The organism is Pseudomonas sp. sp1636 (assembly GCF_030376615.1).
GTDB lineage: Bacteria > Pseudomonadota > Gammaproteobacteria > Pseudomonadales > Pseudomonadaceae > Aquipseudomonas.
On sequence record NZ_JARRAB010000005.1, the window covers coordinates 193,348 to 213,870 of the forward strand.

19 protein-coding genes are annotated in these 20,523 nt (G+C 64.7%); 13 read left to right on the top strand and 6 right to left on the bottom strand.

The features are described 5' to 3' along the window. Positions 1–23: 23 nt before the first annotated feature. The 10 genes from P8H27_RS07315 to P8H27_RS07360 all read left to right on the top strand — a co-directional run bounded on the left by P8H27_RS07315 (position 24) and on the right by P8H27_RS07360 (position 9,064). Positions 24–1,025 carry an extracellular solute-binding protein gene (locus tag P8H27_RS07315; RefSeq protein WP_289636392.1) on the top strand — a complete coding sequence of 334 codons (1,002 nt, stop codon included), beginning with the start codon at positions 24–26 and terminating at the stop codon, positions 1,023–1,025. 134 nt (positions 1,026–1,159) lie between these two features. Further along, positions 1,160–2,776, top strand: a complete 1,617-nt coding sequence (locus P8H27_RS07320; RefSeq protein ID WP_289636393.1) for an iron ABC transporter permease — start codon at positions 1,160–1,162, stop codon at positions 2,774–2,776. 202 nt (positions 2,777–2,978) lie between these two features. Beyond that, the gene (gene gcvT / locus P8H27_RS07325) at positions 2,979–4,076 is read left to right on the top strand and encodes a glycine cleavage system aminomethyltransferase GcvT (RefSeq protein ID WP_289636394.1); all 1,098 of its coding nucleotides are present in this window, start codon (positions 2,979–2,981) and stop codon (positions 4,074–4,076) included. Between the two features lie 184 nt (positions 4,077–4,260). Then, positions 4,261–4,650 carry a glycine cleavage system protein GcvH gene (gcvH, locus tag P8H27_RS07330; RefSeq protein WP_289636395.1) on the top strand — a complete coding sequence of 130 codons (390 nt, stop codon included), beginning with the start codon at positions 4,261–4,263 and terminating at the stop codon, positions 4,648–4,650. A 268-nt stretch (positions 4,651–4,918) separates the two neighbouring features. Beyond that, entirely contained in the window at positions 4,919–5,251 is a 333-nt protein-coding gene (locus P8H27_RS07335; protein ID WP_289636396.1) for a helix-turn-helix transcriptional regulator, read from the top strand. Next, the gene (locus P8H27_RS07340; RefSeq protein WP_289636398.1) at positions 5,241–5,672 is read left to right on the top strand and encodes a YeeE/YedE family protein; all 432 of its coding nucleotides are present in this window, start codon (positions 5,241–5,243) and stop codon (positions 5,670–5,672) included. The genes P8H27_RS07335 and P8H27_RS07340 overlap by 11 nt, the downstream gene beginning before the upstream one ends. 2 nt (positions 5,673–5,674) lie before the next feature. Then, a complete protein-coding gene (locus P8H27_RS07345) occupies positions 5,675–6,094 on the top strand; it encodes a DUF6691 family protein (protein ID WP_289636399.1) in 420 nt (139 codons plus the stop codon). 14 nt (positions 6,095–6,108) lie between these two features. Beyond that, entirely contained in the window at positions 6,109–6,297 is a 189-nt protein-coding gene (locus P8H27_RS07350; protein WP_289636400.1) for a DUF2892 domain-containing protein, read from the top strand. 82 nt (positions 6,298–6,379) lie between these two features. Continuing rightward, complete coding sequence (locus tag P8H27_RS07355) at positions 6,380–7,243, top strand: MBL fold metallo-hydrolase (RefSeq protein ID WP_289636401.1); 864 nt, start codon at positions 6,380–6,382, stop codon at positions 7,241–7,243. Between the two features lie 84 nt (positions 7,244–7,327). Continuing rightward, positions 7,328–9,064: a SulP family inorganic anion transporter gene (locus P8H27_RS07360; protein ID WP_289636403.1), complete on the top strand. Its 1,737-nt coding sequence runs from the start codon at positions 7,328–7,330 to the stop codon at positions 9,062–9,064. Between the two features lie 39 nt (positions 9,065–9,103). On the opposite strand, the gene mgtE is transcribed toward P8H27_RS07360, so the two are convergent. The 6 genes from mgtE to P8H27_RS07390 all read right to left on the bottom strand — a co-directional run bounded on the left by mgtE (position 9,104) and on the right by P8H27_RS07390 (position 16,571). Continuing rightward, positions 9,104–10,750 carry a magnesium transporter gene (gene mgtE, locus P8H27_RS07365; protein ID WP_289636405.1) on the bottom strand — a complete coding sequence of 549 codons (1,647 nt, stop codon included), beginning with the start codon at positions 10,748–10,750 and terminating at the stop codon, positions 9,104–9,106. A 99-nt stretch (positions 10,751–10,849) separates the two neighbouring features. Continuing rightward, complete coding sequence (gene aguA / locus P8H27_RS07370) at positions 10,850–11,956, bottom strand: agmatine deiminase (protein WP_289636407.1); 1,107 nt, start codon at positions 11,954–11,956, stop codon at positions 10,850–10,852. 109 nt (positions 11,957–12,065) lie between these two features. After that, positions 12,066–12,944 (bottom strand): N-carbamoylputrescine amidase, encoded by an 879-nt coding sequence (gene aguB, locus P8H27_RS07375; RefSeq protein ID WP_289636409.1) that lies wholly within the window; start codon positions 12,942–12,944, stop codon positions 12,066–12,068. Between the two features lie 221 nt (positions 12,945–13,165). Then, the gene (locus P8H27_RS07380; RefSeq protein ID WP_289636527.1) at positions 13,166–13,804 is read right to left on the bottom strand and encodes a TetR/AcrR family transcriptional regulator; all 639 of its coding nucleotides are present in this window, start codon (positions 13,802–13,804) and stop codon (positions 13,166–13,168) included. 105 nt (positions 13,805–13,909) lie between these two features. Further along, positions 13,910–15,004: a polyamine ABC transporter substrate-binding protein gene (locus tag P8H27_RS07385; RefSeq protein WP_289636411.1), complete on the bottom strand. Its 1,095-nt coding sequence runs from the start codon at positions 15,002–15,004 to the stop codon at positions 13,910–13,912. Positions 15,005–15,194: 190 nt separating this feature from the next. After that, positions 15,195–16,571, bottom strand: a complete 1,377-nt coding sequence (locus P8H27_RS07390; protein WP_289636412.1) for a glutamine synthetase family protein — start codon at positions 16,569–16,571, stop codon at positions 15,195–15,197. A gap of 277 nt (positions 16,572–16,848) precedes the next feature. On the opposite strand from P8H27_RS07390, the gene P8H27_RS07395 reads away from it, so the two are divergent. From P8H27_RS07395 to P8H27_RS07405, 3 genes are read left to right on the top strand one after another with little or no spacing between them, the layout of a single operon-like run. After that, complete coding sequence (locus P8H27_RS07395) at positions 16,849–17,601, top strand: gamma-glutamyl-gamma-aminobutyrate hydrolase family protein (RefSeq protein WP_289636413.1); 753 nt, start codon at positions 16,849–16,851, stop codon at positions 17,599–17,601. A gap of 43 nt (positions 17,602–17,644) precedes the next feature. Next, positions 17,645–19,003 carry a glutamine synthetase family protein gene (locus P8H27_RS07400; protein WP_289636415.1) on the top strand — a complete coding sequence of 453 codons (1,359 nt, stop codon included), beginning with the start codon at positions 17,645–17,647 and terminating at the stop codon, positions 19,001–19,003. Between the two features lie 53 nt (positions 19,004–19,056). Continuing rightward, positions 19,057–20,430 carry an aspartate aminotransferase family protein gene (locus P8H27_RS07405; protein WP_289636417.1) on the top strand — a complete coding sequence of 458 codons (1,374 nt, stop codon included), beginning with the start codon at positions 19,057–19,059 and terminating at the stop codon, positions 20,428–20,430. The last annotated feature ends 93 nt before the right edge of the window (positions 20,431–20,523 follow it).

The window sequence follows — 20,523 nt, forward strand, 5'->3', positions numbered from 1 at the left end:
CCTTCGCTCAAGAGGCAGTATCCATGCAGGTTAGCAAGCGTCTGTTCGCCGCTCTCACCCTCACCGCGCTGGCCGGTGCCGTGCAGGCCGCCGATGAAGTGGTGGTTTACTCCGCTCGTATCGACGAGCTGATCAAGCCGGTCTTCGATGCCTACACCGCCAAGACCGGTGTCGCGGTGAAGTTCATCACCGACAAGGAAGCGCCGCTGCTGGCCCGCCTGCAAGCCGAAGGCGAGAACACCCCGGCCGACATGCTAATCACCGTGGACGCCGGCAACCTCTGGCAGGCCGAGCAGGAAGGCGTGCTCAAGCCGCTGCAGTCCGCGGTCATCGACGCCAACATTCCGGCCCAGTATCGCTCCAGCACCGGCGCCTGGACCGGCCTGTCGCTGCGCGCGCGGACCGTGGTCTACTCCACCGAGCGGGTCAAGCCGCAGGAGCTGTCGACCTACGAAGCCCTGGCCGACAAGAACTGGGAAGGCCGCCTGTGCCTGCGTACCAGCAAGAAAGTCTATAACCAGTCATTGACCGCCACCCTGATCGAGACCCATGGCGCGGCCAAGACCGAAGCGCTGGTCAAGGGCTGGGTGAATAACCTGGCCACCGACGTGTTCCCCGACGACACCGCCCTGATCCAGGCCATCGATGCCGGCCAGTGCGATGTCGGCATGGTCAATACCTACTACTTCGGCCGCCTGCACAAACAGCAGCCGGATTTGAAAGCCAAGCTGTTCTGGCCCAACCAGGCCGACCGCGGCGTCCACGTCAACCTCTCCGGTGCCGGCGTGACCAAGCATGCGCCGCATGCCGAGCAGGCGCAGAAGCTGCTGGAGTGGATGACCACCGAGGAAGCCCAGGGTCTGTTCGCCAGCTTGAACCAGGAGTTCCCGGCCAACCCGCAGATCGCGCCATCGGAAGAAGTGGCCGCCTGGGGCAGCTTCAAGGCCGACAGCATTCCATTGGAAGTGGCCGGCAAGCGTCAGGCCGAAGCGACCATGCTGATGGATCGCGCCGGCTGGAACTGATCCAGGTCATTGCCTGAGCGCTAACCGCAGATTCGATTCGGTTTCTTGCTTTAGGCTGCAGTTATACTCGACGCCCCGGCCTAGTCCGGGGCGTTGTGTTTATGCCGTCGAGAAAATAGTTCCGAGGATTGTGCGTGGCCCATCCTGCCCAGCGTCGCTGGTATCCCATCGCCTTTGTCATTGCCCTGCTGGTATTGCTGCCGCTGAGTGTGCTGCTGTTCAGTTGGCATGAGGTGGATCGGCAGATCTGGGCGCACCTGTGGCAAACCCAGTTGCCGCGTCTGCTCGGCAACACCCTGATACTGGTACTCGGGGTCGGGGGCGGGGTTACCGTGCTCGGCGTCAGCCTGGCCTGGCTGACCAGCCTCTGCGAGTTCCCTGGCCGGCGCTGGCTGGATTGGGCGCTGATGCTGCCCTTCGCCATCCCGGCTTATGTCCTGGCTTTTGTCTTCGTCGGTCTGCTGGATTTCGCCGGGCCGGTGCAAACCTTGTTGCGCGACTGGTTTGGCGCCGGCTTGCGCCTGCCGCGGGTGCGTTCCACCGGCGGGGTGATCATCGTCCTGGTGCTGGTGTTCTACCCCTATGTCTACCTGCTGGCGCGCAATGCCTTTCTGGCCCAGGGCAAGGGGTTGATGGAGGCCGCGCGGGTGCTCGGGCAGAGCCCCTGGCAGGCGTTCTGGCGGGTGGCCCTGCCGATGGCGCGACCGGCCATCGGCGCCGGCCTGGCGTTGGCGATCATGGAGACCCTGGCCGATTTCGGCGCGGTCTCGGTGTTCAATTTCGACACCTTCACCACGGCCATCTACAAGACCTGGTACAGCTTCTACAGCCTGACCAGTGCCACCCAGCTGGCCAGCCTGCTGTTGCTCGCGGTGATGCTGGTGCTCTATGGCGAACGACGTGCCCGCGGGGCCGTGCGCCCGGCCAACGAGCGGCCCCGGGTCAAGGCGCTGTATCACCTCAAGGGCGGCCGGGCGCTGGCTGCCAGTCTCTGGTGCGGCCTGGTGTTCGCCTGTGGTTTCGTGATTCCCGTGCTGCAGTTGCTGGTGTGGTTCTGGCAGCGCGGCCGTTTCGATCTGGACGAGCGCTACACCGCCTTGATTCTGCATACCCTCTACCTCGGCGGCATGGCGGCGCTGATCACGGTCAGTGTGGCCTTGCTGCTGGCCTTCGCCCGCCGTTTGGCGCCGACCCGGTTGATGCGCTCGACCGTCGGCCTGGCCAATCTCGGCTATGCGTTGCCGGGTTCGATGCTGGCGGTGGCAATCATGCTGGCCTTCAGCGTGCTCGATCGCGAACTGGTGATGCCGCTGTCCAGTTGGCTCGGCGGTGCCGGCAAGCCGATCTTGCTCGGCAGCCTGTCGGCCTTGTTGCTGGCGTATCTGATTCGCTTCATGGCGGTGGCCTATGGGCCGTTGGAGAACAGCCTGGCGCGGATCCGGCCGTCGTTGCCGGAGGCCTCGCGCAGTCTGGGGGTCGGCGGCATCGGCCTGTTTTTCCGGGTCTACCTGCCGCTGCTGGTGCCGGGGGCGATGTCGGCGGCGCTGCTGGTGTTCGTCGATGTGCTCAAGGAAATGCCGGCGACCCTGCTGATGCGCCCCTTCGGCTGGGGCACCCTGTCGGTGCGGGTGTTCGAGCTGACCAGCGAGGGCGAATGGGCGCGCGCCGCGCTGCCGGCCCTGACCCTGGTGCTGGTCGGTCTGTTGCCGGTGATCCTGCTGATCCGGCGTTCGGCGCGCAGGATCGGCTAGGGCGAACCCAGGCGCGTACGGCGAGCCGTCCGTCGTTCGGCCGCGGCGAGTACGCCCTACGGCCAAGATGACCCGCCGCGGTGTTGCGGCTACAATGCGCGCCATTCGCTGCGGTCGGTCATTTCGCCAGCCCGTGCCAGTGCCCTGTTTCAGCGGCTTCGGCACTTGCCCGCAGCTTCGCCAAGCCCGGAAGGAGACACCCATGGGACAGCGCACCCCTCTGTATGACCTGCACCTCGCCTTGGGTGCCAAGATGGTCGATTTCGGTGGCTGGGACATGCCGCTGCACTATGGCTCGCAGGTCGAAGAGCACCACCAGGTGCGCCGCGATTGCGGGGTCTTCGATGTTTCCCACATGTGCGTGGTGGATGTCGGCGGCACTCAGGCCAAGGCCTATCTGCAGCACCTGCTGGCCAATGACGTGGAGCGTCTGCAGGTTTCCGGCAAGGCCCTGTACAGCGCCATGCTCAACGAGCAGGGCGGGGTGATCGACGACCTGATCGTCTACCTCACCGACTCTGCCGAAGGGCCGAGCGGCTATCGTCTGGTGGTCAATGCCGCTACCCGGGACAAGGATCTGGCCTGGATGCGCCAACAGAGCGGCGCCTTTGCCGTCGAGCTGAATGAGCGCCGCGAGCTGGCGATGCTCGCGATCCAGGGGCCGCATGCTCGCGCTAAGACGTGCGAACTGGTGACCCAGGCCCGCGCCGCCCTGATCCACGAACTCACGCCGTTCCAAGGCCTGGCGCAAGGCGACTGGTTTATCGCCCGTACCGGTTACAGCGGCGAGGATGGCCTGGAAATCATGTTGCCGGCCGATCAGGCCGTGGGCTTCTTCAATGACCTGGTCGGCGCCGGTATCTCGCCGATCGGCCTGGGCGCTCGCGATACCTTGCGCCTGGAGGCCGGGATGAACCTGTATGGCCAGGACATGGACGAGAGCGTCACGCCGCTGGCGGCCAACATGGCCTGGAGCATCGCCTGGGCGCCGGCCACTCGCCAGTTTGTCGGGCGTCAGGTGCTGGAAGGGCTGCGCCGCGCGGGAGTGCAGTCCAAGCTGGTTGGTCTGGTGCTGGAGGAGCGTGGCGTGCTGCGCGCCCATCAGGTGGTGCGGGTGGAAGGCGTGGGCGAGGGTGAGATCACCAGCGGCAGCTTCTCCCCGAGCCTCGGCAAGTCCATCGCCCTGGCGCGCGTACCGACAGCGACTGGCGAGCGCGCCGAGGTGGAAATCCGCGGCAAATGGTACCCGGTCAGAGTGGTCACGCCGATGTTCGTGCGCCATGGCAAAGCCCTGATCTGAACGCTACTGCAGGCACCGTGGGGATAGCGCGCCAAGCCGGTAACCCGGAAGGGCTTGGACGGCGGCGTCAACCGCGGGCTGCCGTTGAGAGCGCGATGTTATTAATGACTCCTTTCGTTATGGCCAACCCCTGCTAAATTTTCCTGACGGCGCGGTCGCCGTCATCTCTTACGAGGAACGACACATGAGCACTATCCCCGCCGATCTGCGTTACGCCACCAGCCACGAATGGGCCCGCCTGGAAACCGATGGCACGGTCACCGTCGGTATTTCCGATCACGCCCAGGAAGCCCTGGGCGACGTGGTCTTCATCGAGCTGCCGGATGTCGGCATGACCCTGGCGGCCGGTCAAGAGGCCGGGGTGGTGGAGTCGGTCAAGGCCGCCTCCGATATCTACACGCCGGTGGGCGGCGAAGTGATCGCGATCAACTCGGATCTGGCCGACAGCCCCGAGAGCGTCAACAGCGACCCCTACGGCAGTTGGTTCTTCAAGCTCAAGCCCAGCGATGTCAGCGAGCTGGACAAGCTGCTCGATGCGACTGCCTATACCGCGATTGCCGGCGCCGACGCCTGATCGGAGCAGCGGGCGGTCTGCCCTGGCCGGTTTAACCGGCCGTAGCGGGATGTTGCCCAAGTGGCCAAGGCCTCGCCCTGGCGAGGCTTTTACGCGCCTGTAGCCAGCGCCGGGACACCGTCCCGCTGGTGCTCGTCGAACTAAAGCTCAAGCCCGCTTTCATGCGGGGAAAGTTGATCGCGACCAAGCGTTGTTGGACGCGAGTGGCGTCGGCTTGCTTTATATTATATAAAAATATATATTGTCTTTAGTTTAATTGAGATCGGCCATGAACGCTCCCGAACAAATCCTCGATATTCAGCAGTTACGTGCCAACGCCGACGCGGCCGGGCAGTTGCTCAAGGCGCTGGCCAATCCCGACCGCCTGCTGCTGCTTTGCCAGCTCGCGCAAGGCGAGCGCAACGTTAGCGAGCTGGAAAGCCTGCTCGGTATCCAGCAGCCGACGCTGTCGCAGCAGTTGGCGGTGTTGCGTCGTGAAGGGCTGGTGGAGACCCGCCGCGAAGGCAAGCAGATCTACTACCGGATCAGCAGCCCGGCAGCCTTGGCGGTGATCAACACGCTGTACCAGTTGTTCTGCGCAGGAGAGGCTCATGAGCGTTGACTGGCTCAACTTCACGCCCTGGCCCGCCCTGGCCGGTGGCGCCTTGATCGGCCTGGCCGCCAGCCTGTTCGTGCTGTGCAACGGCCGCATCGCCGGCATCAGCGGTTTGCTGGGTTCGGTTCTGCAGGGCGGTGAGGGCCGCGCGGAGAAGGGCCTGTTCCTCCTCGGCCTGCTGCTGGCGCCGCTGCTCTGGGGGCTGTTTGCCGGGCTGCCGACGATCGAGTTCCAGAGCGGCTGGCTGGGCTTGCTGGTGGCCGGCCTGCTGGTCGGTGTGGGTACCCGCTACGGTTCCGGCTGCACCAGCGGCCATGGTGTCTGCGGCGTTGCCCGGCTGTCGCCGCGTTCGCTGGTGGCGACGCTCGGCTTCATGGCCGCCGGGTTCATCACGGTCTTTGTCTCGCGCCATCTGTGGGGAGCTTGAGTATGCGCCAGCTGACGGCGTTGCTCGCGGGACTGATCTTCGGCTTTGGCCTGTTGCTGGCCGGCATGGCCAATCCGGCCAAGGTGCTCGGTTTCCTCGATCTGGCCGGTGCCTGGGATCCGTCCTTGGCGCTGGTGATGGTGGGCGCCATTGCGGTCGCGGTGGGGCCGTTGGCGTGGGCCAAGCGGCGCGCGCAGTCGCTGTTGGGCGCGCCGATGCAGATACCGGCCAGGCGCGATCTGGATGTGCGCCTGATTGGCGGCAGCCTGCTGTTCGGCATCGGTTGGGGGGTTGCCGGGATCTGCCCGGGGCCGGCATTGGCCATACTGCTCAGCGGTCATTGGCAGGTCATTGTGTTCGTTCTGGCCATGCTGGCCGGGATGTTGTTGTTCACTGCGCTGGAGCGCCAGCGCAGCCTTTAATCTGGGAGATCACCATGAAGACTAACGTTGGCACCCTTGACCGCAGCCTGCGCATCGCCGCCGGCTTGATTCTGCTCGGCCTGAGCCTGAGCGGCGCGATCGGCCTGTGGGGCTGGATCGGCGTCGTGCCACTGGCGACCGGCCTGCTGCGTACGTGCCCGGCCTATGCGTTGCTGGGCATCAACAGCTGCAAGCGCCCCTGAGCCTGTTGGCCGGGCGGCGATGACGGGCGCCTTGCGGCGCCCCACTCAACACTCCAGGGCTATGCGCAGGAGGGCTGTCGGCATGCCAGCACACATCGAAGCTTTTTTTGATCCTGCCACCTTCACCTACAGCTACGTGATCAGCGACCCGGCGACCCGGCGCTGCGCCATCGTCGACTCGGTGCTCGACTACGATCCGGCCGCCGGACGCACTTCGGGCAAGAGCGCCGACCGCCTGATCGGCTATGTGCGCGAGCAGGGCCTGAGCGTCGATTGGCTGCTGGAAACCCATGTACATGCCGATCACCTGTCCGCGGCGGCCTACCTCAAACGCCAGCTGGGCGGCCAGCTGGGCATCGGCGAGCAGATCGCCGTGGTGCAGAACACCTTCGCCAAGCTGTTCAATAGCGGCCGCGAGTTCGCCACCGATGGCAGTCAGTTCGACCGCCTGTTCGCCGACGGCGAGCGCTTCCAGATCGGCAGTATCGAAGCCCGCGCCATCCATACGCCCGGGCATACCCCGGCCTGCCTGACCTATGTGATCGGCGACGCCGCCTTCGTCGGCGACACCCTGTTCATGCCCGACTACGGCACCGCCCGCTGCGATTTTCCCGGCGGCGATGCGCGGCTGCTGTTTCGCTCGATCCACAAGCTGTTCGCGTTGCCGGTGCAGACCCGTCTGTTCATGTGCCATGACTACAAGGCGCCGGGGCGCGAGGAATTTTGCAACGAAACCACGGTGGCCGAGCAGCGCGCGCACAACGTGCATGTGCACGAAGGGGTCGACGAGGACGATTTCGTCGCCATGCGCCGCGCGCGGGACGCCAGCCTCGACATGCCGAGCCTGATCCTGCCGTCGGTACAGGTGAACATGCGCGCCGGGCAGCTACCGCCGGCCGAGGACAACGGCACCCGTTACCTGAAAATCCCCCTCGATGTACTCTGAGAAGGTGCCCGTGGACGCGTGCAGGCGTCTGCCGCCCGCATCTTTGCCGGTGGCCGCCGGCAACGTCGAATCGGAGAAAAGTCGATGAGCCTGCGCCGCTGGCTGCCCTGCCTCGACTGGGGCCGGCGATATAACCGCGCCAGCGCCGCGCAGGATGGCCTGGCGGCGCTGATCGTGACCCTGATGCTGATCCCGCAGGGCCTGGCCTACGCCATGCTCGCCGGCCTGCCGCCGGTGGCCGGGCTGTATGCCAGCATCCTGCCGCTGCTGGCCTATGCCCTGTTCGGTTCCAGCCGCACCCTGGCGGTCGGCCCGGTGGCGGTGGTGGCGCTGATGACCGCCGCCGCTCTGGAGCCGCTGTTCCCCGCCGGCAGCGCCGAGTATGTCGGCGCGGCCATGCTGCTGGCGCTGCTGTCCGGGCTGCTCCTCGCCGGCATGGCCTTGCTGCGCCTGGGCTTTGTCGCCAACTTCCTCAGCCATCCGGTGATCTCCGGCTTTATCAGCGCCTCCGGCATCCTCATCGCGGTCGGCCAGCTCAAGCATATCCTCGGCATTTCCGCCTCCGGCGAGAACCTCCAGCAACTGCTGCCGGCGCTGCTGCACGACCTGCCGGCGGTGCACGGGCCGACCCTGCTGATCGGCGCCTGCAGCCTGCTGTTTCTCTGGTGGGTGCGTGGCCGGCTCAAGCCCTTGCTCATGCGTCTGGGGCTGGGCGCCGGCCTGGCCGGCAACCTGGCCAAGGCCGGGCCGGTGCTGGCGATCATCGTCTCGATCCTGCTGGTCGGCCTGCTGGGCCTGGAGCAGGCCGGGGTCAAGGTCGTCGGCGCTGTGCCCCAGGGCTTGCCGGGGTTGAGCCTGCCGACCCTGGATTACCGTCTGGCCTTGCAGCTGCTACCGGCGGCGTTGTTGATCAGCCTGGTCGGCTTCGTCGAGTCGGTGTCGGTGGCGCAGACCCTGGCGGCCAAGCGCCGTCAGCGCATCGAGCCGGACAACGAACTGCTGGGGCTGGGCGGCGCCAATCTGGCGGCGGCCTTGAGCGGCGGCTTTCCGGTCACCGGCGGCTTCGCCCGCTCGGTGGTCAACTTCGAGGCCGGGGCGCAGACGCCCATGGCCGGGGTGCTGACCGCCGGCGGTATCGCCCTCAGCGTGCTGCTGCTGACGCCGCTGCTGCACAACCTGCCGCAGGCGGTGCTGGCCGCGACCATCATGGTCGCGGTGCTCAGCCTGGTCGATCTCAAGGCGCTCGGTCGCACCTGGCGCTATTCGCGGCAAGACGGCGCCGCCCAGGCGGCGACCCTGGGCGGGGTGCTGCTACTCGGCGTCGAAACGGGCATCCTGCTGGGCGTCGGCCTGTCGCTGCTGCTGTTCCTCTGGCGCACCAGCCGCCCGCACATGGCGGTGGTCGGTCAGGTGCCGGGCAGCGAACACTTTCGCAACGTCGAGCGTTTCGCCGTGGTGGAGAGCCCTAGCGTGCTGTCGCTGCGGGTCGACGAGAGCCTGTATTTCCCCAATGCGCGCTTTCTCGAAGAGCGCATTGGCGAGCTGATCGCGGCGCGTCCGCAGGTGCGCCATCTGGTGCTGATGTGTCCGGGGGTCAACCTGATCGACGCCAGCGCCCTGGCCAGCCTGGAAACCATCGTCGAGCGCCTGCAGGCGGCCGGGGTGCAGCTGCACCTGTCGGAAGTGAAGGGGCCGGTGATGGATCAACTGCAGCGTGCGGATTTCCTCGAACGCTTCGGTGGGCAGGTGTTCGTCAGCCAGTACCAGGCGCTGCGGCTGCTCGATCCGCTGAGTACCCGACGCGCCCTGGCGCAAGGCTAGCGCGGCGGCCACTCGGCGCGGGCGATGGGTGCTTGGCCGTTACAGCAACAACAGGGTGGCCAGGCCGAGGAAGGCGAAAAAGCCGACGACATCGGTCACCGTGGTCAGAATCACGCTGCCGGCCAGTGCCGGATCGATGCCCATGCGCTCGAGCAGCAGCGGGATGCCCCAGCCGGCCAGGGCCGCGCACAGCAGGTTGACCAGGATGGCGGCGCCGAGCACGGCGCCAATGCCCCAGTCGCCGAACCACAACACCGCGAGCAAGGCGATCACCACCGACCAGAGCAGGCCGTTGAGGGCGGAGATGCCCAGCTCGCGGTTGAGCAGGATGCGGATATTGCCTTTCTGCAGCTGGCCCAGGGCCAGGCCGCGGATCACCAGGGTCAGGGTCTGGCTGCCGGCGATACCGCCCATGCTCGCCACTATGGGCATCAGTACCGCGAGGGCCACCAGTTGTTCGAGGGTCGCCTGAAACAGGCCGATCACCCAGGCGGCGCTGAAGGCGGTGAGCAGGTTGATGCCCAGCCATACCGCGCGGCGGCGTGAACTGACCAGCACCGGGGCGAACATGTCGGCTTCGTCATCCAGACCGGCCATCTGCATCAAGGCGCGATCCGAGTCTTCGCGAATCAGGTCGACCACATCGTCGACGGTGATCCGGCCAAGCACCCGGTTGTGCTCGTCCACCACCGGTGCCGATAGCAGGTCGAGATCCTGGAACAGGCGGGCCACGTCGCTGCCTTTGCTGGCCACCGCGATGCCGGCGATATCGCGATTCATCAATTCGGCCACGGGGCGGCCCAAATCGGCGGTGACCAGGCTGCTCAGGCGCAGGCCGCCCTGGTAATGGCCTTTGCGGTCGACCACCATCAGCATGTCGGTCTGCGGCGGCAGTTTTTCCAGCAGGCGCAGGTAGCGCAGCACCGTGCTCACTTTGACATCGGCGCGGATCTGGATGGAGTCGGCGTTCATCAAGCCGCCGGCCGAGTCCTCGGGGTAGGACAGCATCGACTCCAGCTGTTTACGCTGGCTGCTGCTGCTGGCGTACAACAGCCTGTCGCCCAACTCGGCGGGCAAGGTCTGGATCAGGTCGACCCGGTCATCCAGTTCGAGGTGTTCGGCCGAGGCGATCAGATCCTCGGCATCCAGGTCGAGCGCCAGGGCGACGCGGATTTCATCGTGCAGGTAGGTCAGTACTTTGCCGGCCCGCTCGGTGTCGACCATGCTCCACACGCTGTGGCGTTCGATGGGCGGTAGCGCTTCGAGCAGCCCGGCGATCTTGGCCGGGTGCATGCGGTGGAGAAGCTTGCCGACCCGCTTGAGCCTCTTCAGGTTCAACGCCGCGCGCACGGCTTCCAGGTGGTTGACGCTGCTGTGTACGTGTTCCTGTTCGGCTCTGGGCTGGGTCGACTCCGCCGAATCGCCGCCCAGCTGGCTGACCAAGGCAAGGCTGAGGTGGGCGAGGATGCGCCCTTCGAGGGCGGGATCGATCTGTTGCCACAGCGCCATGCGCTGCTCGGCGTCGAGCATCTCGAGCATGGCGGCGATCTTGGCCGGGTGCATGCGGCTCAGCAGCTTACGCGCACGCTTGTTTTTTCCGGCGCCGAGCGCCTGAACGATATGTTCGCTTTCAGTCCGGGCGCGGTTCTCGTCACCGAGGCTGGGGTCTGGTTTGCTCGAATTCATGGCCGCCAGAGTAACACTCGAACCGCCGCTGCCGGGAGACTAAACCCTCGCCTGCGCACGGGCAGGCGAGGGCGGGAGGCACGCGCTGGCCGCAGCCGCTCAGCTGCGTTGCGGGGCCGGCTGCTGCTGGGTGATGCAGTGGATATTGCCGCCGCCGAGGAGGATCTCGCGGCCCGGCACCAGCACCACCCGGTGCGCGGGGAACAGGCGCTGGAGGAGGGCGCGAGCGGTCTCGTCCTGCGGGTCGTCGAAGCTGGGCGCGATGATGCCGCCGTTGACGATCAGGAAGTTGACGTAGGAGCCGGCCAGGCGGATCGACGGATCGCGTGGCTGGCTGCCGGCGGCCAGGTCGACCCCGGCGCATTCTTCTGCCGTGGCATGCAGCGGCCCGGGAATCGGCATCTTGTGCACCAGCAGTTGGCGGCCGCGGGCGTCGCGCGCCTGTTCCAGCACGCGCATGGCGGCCTGGCAGCGTGGGTAGTTGGGGTTGTTTACGTCGTCGGTCCAGGCCAGCAGCACTTCGCCCGGGCGCACGTAGCAGCAGAAGTTGTCGACGTGGCCGTCGGTCTCGTCGTTGAACAGGCCGTCCGGCAGCCAGATCACGGTGTCGATGGCCAGGTACTCGTGGAGCATCTGCTCGATCGCCTCGCGGCTCAGGTGCGGGTTGCGGTTGCGGTTGAGCAGGCATTCCTCGGTGGTGATCAGGGTGCCTTCGCCGTCGACGTGAATCGAGCCGCCTTCGAGGACGAAGCCCTCGGTGCGGTAGCGCGCGCAGCGCTCGATCTCGAGGATCTTGCCGGCCACCTGGTCGTCGCGCTGCCACGGCGCGTACAGGCCGCCGTCGAAGCCGCCCCAGGCATTGAAGCTCCAGTCGATGCCGCGCACTTCGCCTTGGCCGTTGCTGACGAAGGTCGGCCCGGTGTCGCGCACCCAGGCATCGTCGCTGCTGATCTCGACCACGCGGATATTGCCGTGGTCGAGGCGGGCGCGGGCGTTCTCGTACTGGCCGGGCGAGACGCAGACGCTCACCGGCTCGAATTCGGCGATGGCCTTGGCCACGGCGCTGAAGGCGGCTTGCGCCGGTTTGCCGCCGAGGCGCCAGTTGTCCGGGCGCTCGGGCCAGACCATCCAGGTCTGGCTGTGGGCTTCCCACTCGGCCGGCATGCGGAAACCGTCGGCGCGCGGAGTGCTATTGAGGGTGGTCATCGGATCTACCTGCAGTGAACGGTGTTTGTGCAGGAGCCAGCTTGCTGGCGATAGTCATGCCACCTCATCGGCGCATGGATCGCCAGCAAGCTGGCTCCTACAGATGGGATCAGGACTCCAGCGAACCGTCCAGGGTCTTGATCGGCCCATAGAGATTCGGCCGGCGGTCGCGGAAGCTGCCCCAGGCGCTGCGGATATGCTCGAGCTGATCGAGGTCGAAGCGGTGCACCAGCAGGCCTTCCTCGGTCTGGTTGAGCTCTTCGACCTTGGCGCCGAATTGGTCGGCGATGAACGACGAGCCGTAGAAATTGATGTGGTAGTCGCCCTGGTCTTCGCGGCCGATGCGGTTGCTCGCCACCAGCGGCATCAGGTTGGCGCCGGCGTGGCCCTGCTGCACGCGCTGCCAGTGGTCGCGCGAGGTGATGTTCGGGTCATGCGGCTCGCTGCCGATGGCGGTCGGGTAGAACAGGATCTCGGCGCCGAGCAGGGCCATGCTGCGCGCGCACTCGGGGAACCACTGATCCCAGCAGATGCCCACGCCGATCTTGGCGTAGCGGGTGTTCCACACCTTGAAGCCGGTGTCGCCCGGGTTGAAGTAGTACTTCTCGTGGTAGCCGGGACCATCGGGGATATGGCTCTTGCGATAAATCCCGAGGTTGCTGCCGTCGGCGTCGATGATCGCGATGCTATTGAAGCGCGCGCGCCCGGCCAGCTCGAAGAAGCTGATCGGCAGCACCACCTCGAGCTCTTTGGCGACTTTCTGGAAGTGGGCGATGGCCTCGTTGGCGTCCACCGTGGTGGCCAGCTGCAGGTAGTCCGGGTTGGGCTTCTGGCAGAAGTACGGGGTCTCGAACAGTTCCTGGATCAGGATGATCTGCGCGCCCTGGGCCGCGGCTTGACGCACCAGCTTTTCGGCGTTGGCGATGTTGGCGGCGCGATCCCAGGAGCAAGCCATCTGGGTCGCGGCGACGGTGACGATGCGGGACATGGAACACCTCGTAAGAGCAATGGGCGGTGGCCGTTACACGCGAGCAGACGACCGGTGGCGGCGGACGCGAGTCTGCCGAGTGGTGAGTGACTTTATAGTCGATAAAAATCCGCATTAAAAGCAGATTTTTTCTATCGGTAGATTTTTATCGATTAAAAAGCAGATAAATATCTGTCATATGCTGCTGGGCTGGTGGTGCTGTAGCCCGGATTGCATCCGGGCTACAGCGGTGTGGCGCGTTTCGGCAGGCAGGGCGGCAGGTACAGCCCCAGGTAGGCATCGAACACGCGCATGCCTTCTTCGGCCAGGCGCGGGGTGATGCTGCCGTGCAGCTGCACCGAGCGGGCGTAGACGCGGTCGCCCAGCTCCATGGCCAGGGCGAATACGTCGACATCGTCCGGCAGCGGCGGCAGGTCGAAATGCCGCGCGAACAGCGCCTGCATCAACTGACCCAGTTCGATGTCGTGTTGGCGATCGGCCTGGGTCACCTCGCTCAGGCCGTGCTGGGCGAGGATCAGCTGGCGCGCCGCAGGATCGGCGGCGTAGATCGCCAGCATGCGCTGCTCGACGAGGCGCGACAGGTCGCGCCAGTCGCGCAGTTCGGCATGGGCGATGGGCGCCTGCAGGCTGGCACGAAAGGCGGCGTGAATGTCGGCGGTCAGGCCTTCGAGCAGCGCCGGCACGCTGGCGAAGAAGTGGTAGACCGAGGACGCGGGAATGGCCGCGCGTTCGGCCACGCCGTAGATCGACAGGTTGGCCACGCCCTGTTCGGCGAGCAGCGCGCGGGCGGCGGCGAGGATCACGGCGATGCGTGCCTGGCTGCTGGCGCGGGGTTTGCGGGCGGTGGCGCTACGCTGCATGGCGATCATCTCGGCAAGGGACGCGCTATTGGACGCCAGCCGGTGGTCGTCAGGCAAGTCGGCTGGCCTGCTAGCAGGCGCTTCCCGCGCGGGGCGGGGCTCGGCCTACAGCGCCAGCTCGCCATCGCGAAAACGCGCCCACACCTTGTCGCGGGCTTGCCTGTGCTTTTCCGGTAGCGCCTCCAGGGCATGCAGGCGGCGCTTGGTTTCGGCATTCGGGTAGAGGCCGGGTTGGCGGCGCAGGCTCTCGTCGAGAAATGCTTTGGAATCGGCGTTGCCGCTGGGGTAGAGGGTTTCGCTGGTGATCAGCGCGGCGACTTCGGGCTGCATCAGGTAGTCGATGAAACGGTGGGCCAGGTCGGGGCGCCGGGCGTTGTGCGGGATCACCAGGTTGTCGATAAACAGCACCGAGCCCTCATCCGGCACCAGGAAGCGTACCGGTTGCCCGGCCTCGGCGGCCGCCAGGGCGTCGCCGACCCAGGCCATGGCCACGCACAGACGGCCATTGTTGAGGTCATCGATATAGCGCTCGCTGTCGATGTAGCGCAGGTTGGGGCGCAGGCTGTCGAGCACGCTGCCGGCGCGCTCGATGCGGCTCGGTGCGCTGCGGGTCAGGCTGCGCCCTTGATAGTTGAGCAGCAGCGACAGGGTTTCGTCCGGCGCATCCAGCACGCTGAGGCCGCAACTGGCCAGGCGTGCGCTCTGTTCGGGGTCGAACAGCAGGCTCCAGCTCTCGGGTAGCGGGCCGCCGAACGCGGCTTCGGCCTGCGGGGTGTTGATCGCCAGGCCAACCGCGCCCCACAGGTAGGGCACCGCGTAGCGGTTGCTCGGGTCGACCGCGGCGAGTTTGTTCAGCAGTTGTTTGTCCAGGTGCTTACGGTTGGGCAGGCGGCTGAAGTCCAGGGGTTGCAGCAGGCCGTCCTGGATCAGGCGCGGCAAGTCGTTGTGCGAGGGCACTATGATGTCGATGGCCTCGGCGCCGCTGAGCGCCGCATGCATGTCCTCGGCGCTGTTGAAGGTGCGGTATTCGACGCGGATGCCGGTTTCGGCCTCGAAACGCTTGAGCGCTTGCGGGGCGATGTAATCGTTCCAGTTGTATACGCGCAGGCGATCCTCGCTCTTCTCCAGCGGCGTCGCTGGGGTGGAGTGGGCCAGTACCGGCAGCAGGGCGAGCAGTAGCGAAGCGATCAGGCGCAGCATGGATGTCTCCTTGAGTGTTCCCGGCAGTGCGTCCACGCCAGCCGGCGCGGCCGTTGGATCGAGTCAGCAAGCGTCCTCGACTGAATTCGACGCAGCACTATCCCGCCGCGGGCTGGCGCGCGGCTCAAAGGTCGTTGGCAGATTCCGCCGGATAAAACGACGCCGGCTCAAGGCCGGCGTCGGGTGTGGCTTACACGGTGTGCAGGTACCAGTTGTACTCGAGGTCGGAGATCGAATTCTCGAACTCGGCCAGCTCGCTTTCCTTGCAGGCGACGAAGATATCGATGTATTTCGGGTCGATATAGCGCGCCAGGATCTCGCTGTCGTCCAGCTCGCGCAGGGCATCGCGCAGGTTGTTCGGCAGGCTTTGCTCGTTCTGCTCGTAGGAGTTGCCTTCCACCGGCGCGGTTGGCTCGACCTTGTTGGTCAGGCCGTGGTGCACGCCCGCCAGTACGGCCGAGAGCAGCAGGTAGGGGTTGGCATCCGCGCCCGCGACCCGGTGTTCGATGCGCACGGCGTCGGCGCTGTCGTTGGGCACGCGCAGGGCCACGGTACGGTTGTCGATACCCCAGCACGGCGAGTTCGGCACGTAGTACTGCGCGCCGAAACGGCGGTAGGAGTTGACGTTCGGGCAGAGGAAGGCCATCGACGCCGGCATGGTTTCCAGCACCCCGCCAATGGCATGGCGCAGGGCTTCGTTCTGCTCGGGATCTTCGCAGGCAAAAATATTCTTGCCGTCCTTGTCGAGGATCGAGATGTGCACGTGCAGCCCGTTGCCCGCCTGGTTCGGGTACGGCTTGGCCATGAAGGTGGTGTCCATCTCATGGTCGTAGGCGATGTTCTTCACCAGGCGCTTGAGCAGCAGCGCGTAGTCGCAGGCCTTGATCGGGTCGGCGACGTGGTGCAGGTTGACCTCGAACTGCGCCGGGGCGCTTTCCTTGACGATGGCGTCGGCCGGGATGCCTTGCTCCTTGGCGCCTTCGAGAATGTCTTGCAGGCATTCGGCGTATTCGTCGAGGTCGTCGATCAGGTAGACCTGGGTCGAATGCGGGCGCTTGCCCGACAGCGGCGACAGCGGCGGCTGCGGGCGACCGTTCACGTTGGCCTGGTCGATCAGGTAGAACTCGAGCTCGAAAGCGGCACAGATGGTAAGGCCCAGTTCATCGAACTTCGCAACCACCTGACGCAACACTTCCCGTGGGTCGGCAAAGAACGGCTCGCCTTCCATTTCGTGCATGGTCATCAACAGTTGCGCGGTAGGACGCTTCTGCCAGGGTTCATTGCACAGGGTGTCGGGGATGGGGTAGCAGATACGGTCGGCATCGCCGATATCCAGGCCCAGGCCAGTGCTTTCCACTGTCGAGCCGTTGATATCCAGGGCAAACAAAGACGCCGGGAGGTTGATGCCGCGTTCGTAAACCTTGTGCAGGCTCGCCCGCTCGATGCGCTTGCCGCGCACCACTCCATTCATATCTGCAATGAGAAGGTCGACGAACAGGACCTCAGGATGTTTCTTAAGGAACGCGTTCGCTTCGTTAAGCTGAACGGCACGCGGGGGTACCGACATGATGCAACACCTTTATTGTTAAAAATATCAATCATTGAACTGCGACAAGCTGAGTCAATCTTAAACCTAGAGGCCTGTCAAGGGTGGTTTATTTTGCTCGAAAATAGCGCAGTGTGGCCGTTTTTAGGGCGTTTCAGGGCAGTGCTAAGTGGCGCAGAGCCATGGCTGGCGCGGTGCTCATCGGGGTGTGTTCAATTTTTTACATGCCTATTGTGTAAAAAAATGAACAAGGCTAAGCTCCGGTTCAACCCACTAACAGCAATAAAACGGGTGTCTCATGTCGTGCCTGCCGTTGATCGGCGTTACCGCCTGCACCAAGCAGGTTGGTCTGCATCTTCACCATATAGCCGGTGACAAATACGTTCGTGCCATCGCCATCGGCGCTGGCGGTTTGCCGCTGATCATTCCGGCGCTGGGCGAACTGATCGATCAGCCAAGCCTGCTCGATAATCTGCACGGTCTGTTGTTTACCGGCTCACCGTCCAACGTCGAGCCTCATCATTATAGCGGCTCGGCCAGCGAGGCCGGAACTGCGCACGATCCCGAGCGCGACCGCACCACCTTGCCGCTGATCCGCCAGGCTATCGAGGCCGGCGTCCCGGTGCTTGGCATCTGTCGCGGCTTCCAGGAGATCAACGTGGCCTTCGGCGGCAGCCTGCTGCAGAAGGTGCATGAGGCCGCCGGCATGCTCGATCACCGCGAATCGCCGGATGAGCCGCTCGACGTGCAATATGCCCCGCGCCACCTGCTGCGGGTGCAGCCGGGTGGCGTTCTCGCTGGCCTCGGTTTGCCCAGCGAGATGGCCGTCAACTCCATTCATGGTCAGGGCGTCGAGCGTCTGGCGCCGGGCCTTCGAGTCGAGGCACTGGCGCCTGACGGATTGGTCGAAGCCTTCTCCGTCGAAGGTGCAGCTAGCTTTGCTCTGGGGGTGCAATGGCATCCAGAATGGCAGATAGGCCGCAACCCGAATGATCTCGCTCTCTTCCAGGCCTTTGGTGAGGCTTGCAGGAAGAGGGCGGGACTGTGCTGAGCCGACTATATATAAGCCGGTTCTAACCAACCCTGAGGTCTCTATGAGCACCAAATTGGACCAGCTTTCGAGCTGGCTGAAAGAACGCAAAATCACCGAAGTTGAATGTTTGATCAGCGATCTCACCGGCATTGCCCGGGGCAAGATTTCGCCGACCAACAAGTTCCTCGACGAGAAGGGTATGCGCCTCCCCGAGAGTGTGCTGCTGCAGACCGTCACCGGCGACTACGTCGAGGACGACATCTATTACGACCTGCTCGACGAAGCGGACATCGACATGTTCTGCCGTCCCGATGAGAACGCGGTGTTTCTGGTGCCGTGGGCCATCGAGCCGACCGCCATGGTGATCCACGATACCTTCGACAAGCAGGGCAATCCGATCGAGTTGTCGCCGCGCAACATTCTCAAGAATGTGCTCAAGCTGTATGCCGACAAGGGCTGGAAGCCCATAGTGGCGCCGGAGATGGAGTTCTACCTGACCAAGCGCTGCAGCGACCCGGACTTCCCGCTGGAAGCGCCGATGGGCCGCTCCGGTCGCCCGGAAGTCGGTCGTCAGTCGTTCTCCATCGATGCCGCCAACGAATTCGACCCGCTGTTTGAAGATGTCTATGACTGGTGCGAAATCCAGGGCCTGGATCTCGATACCCTGATCCATGAAGACGGCCCGGCGCAGATGGAAATCAATTTCCGCCATGGCGAAGCCTTGCACCTGGCCGACCAGATCACCGTGTTCAAACGCACCATGCGCGAAGCGGCGCTCAAGCATGACGTGGCGGCGACCTTCATGGCCAAGCCGATCACCGATCAGCCGGGCAGCGCCATGCACATTCACCAGAGTGTGGTGGATATCGAAACCGGGAAAAACCTGTTTTCCAATGCCGATGGCAGCATGAGCGAGCTGTTTATGCAGCACATCGGCGGCTTGCAGAAATACATCCCGGAATTGCTGCCGCTGTTCGCGCCCAACGTCAATTCCTTCCGCCGTTTTCTGCCGGACACCTCGGCACCGGTGAACGTCGAATGGGGCGAAGAGAATCGCACGGTCGGCCTGCGCGTACCGGAAGCCACGCCGGAGAACCGGCGGGTGGAAAACCGTCTGGCCGGCGCCGATGCCAACCCTTACCTGGTGCTGGCGGCCTCGCTGCTGTGCGGTTACATGGGCATGGTCGAACGGCTCGAACCGGGTGCGCCCGTCCAGGGGCGGGGGTATGAGCGGCGCAATCTGCGTCTGCCGATCACCATCGAGCACGCACTGGAGCGGATGGAAGCCTGCAAGGCCGCGGAAGAATACCTGGGTGACAAATTCATCCGTGGTTACGTCGCGGTCAAGCGTGCCGAACATGAAAACTACAGGCGCGTGATCAGTTCCTGGGAGCGCGAGTTCCTGCTGCTCTCGGTGTAAATAAAACTGTTGCGCTCGCGACGTTGCAAACGTCGTTAATTAAAGGTGTGGATATGACTAAGCAAGCAAACAACCCGCAAACCCGCGAGTGGCAGGCCATGAGCCGCGACCACCATCTGGCGCCGTTCAGCGATTTCAAGCAGCTGGCGCAGAACGGCCCGCGCATCATCACCAAGGCCGATGGCGTCTACCTGTGGGACAGCGAAGGCAACAAGATCCTCGACGGCATGGCCGGTCTGTGGTGCGTGGCGATCGGCTACGGCCGCGACGAATTGGCCGATGCCGCCAGCAAGCAGATGAAAGAGCTGCCCTTCTACAACCTGTTCTTCCAGACCGCGCATCCGCCGGCGCTGGAATTGGCCAAGACCCTCGCCGAGATCGCCCCCGCCGGCATGAACCATGTGTTCTTCACCGGCTCGGGCTCGGAAGGCAACGACACCATGCTGCGCATGGTGCGCCATTACTGGGCGATCAAGGGGCAGCCGAGCAAGAAGGTCATCATCAGCCGCATCAACGGCTACCACGGCTCCACCGTGGCCGGAGCCAGCCTCGGCGGCATGAAGTTCATGCACGAGCAGGGCGACTTGCCGATTCCAGGCATCGAGCACATTGCCCAGCCTTACTGGTTCGGCGAAGGCGGCGACATGAGCCCGGACGAGTTCGGTATCTGGGCCGCCGACCAGTTGGAGAAGAAGATCCTCGAAGTCGGCGAGGACAACGTCGCCGCCTTTATCGCCGAGCCGATCCAGGGCGCCGGCGGGGTGATCATCGCCCCGGACAGCTACTGGCCGCGGATTCGCGAGATTCTCGCCAAGTACGACATTCTGTTCGTCGCCGACGAGGTGATCTGCGGGTTCGGCCGCACCGGCGAATGGTTCGGCAGCGACTTCTACGGCAACAAGCCGGACATGATGACCATCGCCAAGGGCCTGACCAGCGGTTACATCCCCATGGGCGGGCTGATCGTGCGCGACGAAATCGTCGAGGTGCTCAACCAGGGCGGCGACTTCAACCACGGCTTCACCTATTCCGGGCACCCGGTGGCGGCGGCGGTGGCGCTGGAAAACATCCGCATCCTGCGCGAAGAAAAAATCGTCGAGCGGGTCAAGGCAGAAACGGCACCCTATTTGCAGCAGCGTCTACGTCAACTGGCCGACCATCCGTTGGTGGGCGAAGTGCGCGGCGTCGGCATGCTCGGCGCCATCGAACTGGTGAAGAACAAGGCCACTCGCGAGCGCTACCCGAGCGAGCTGGGCGTCGGCATGATCTGTCGTGGTCATTGTTTTGCAAACGGCCTGATCATGCGCGCCGTGGGCGACACCATGATCATTTCGCCGCCGTTGGTGATCAGCAAGGCCGAAATCGACGAACTGGTAGACAAGGCGCGTCAGTGTCTCGATTTGACCGCCGCGGAGCTTGCCGGCTGATCCGCGCCGCTCTTTATCGCGTTCAGCGGGCTACGCTGAGAGTTGTAAAGAGTGTCGCGACCTTGCCAGACTGGGCCAGTGCGTTGGCCAGGC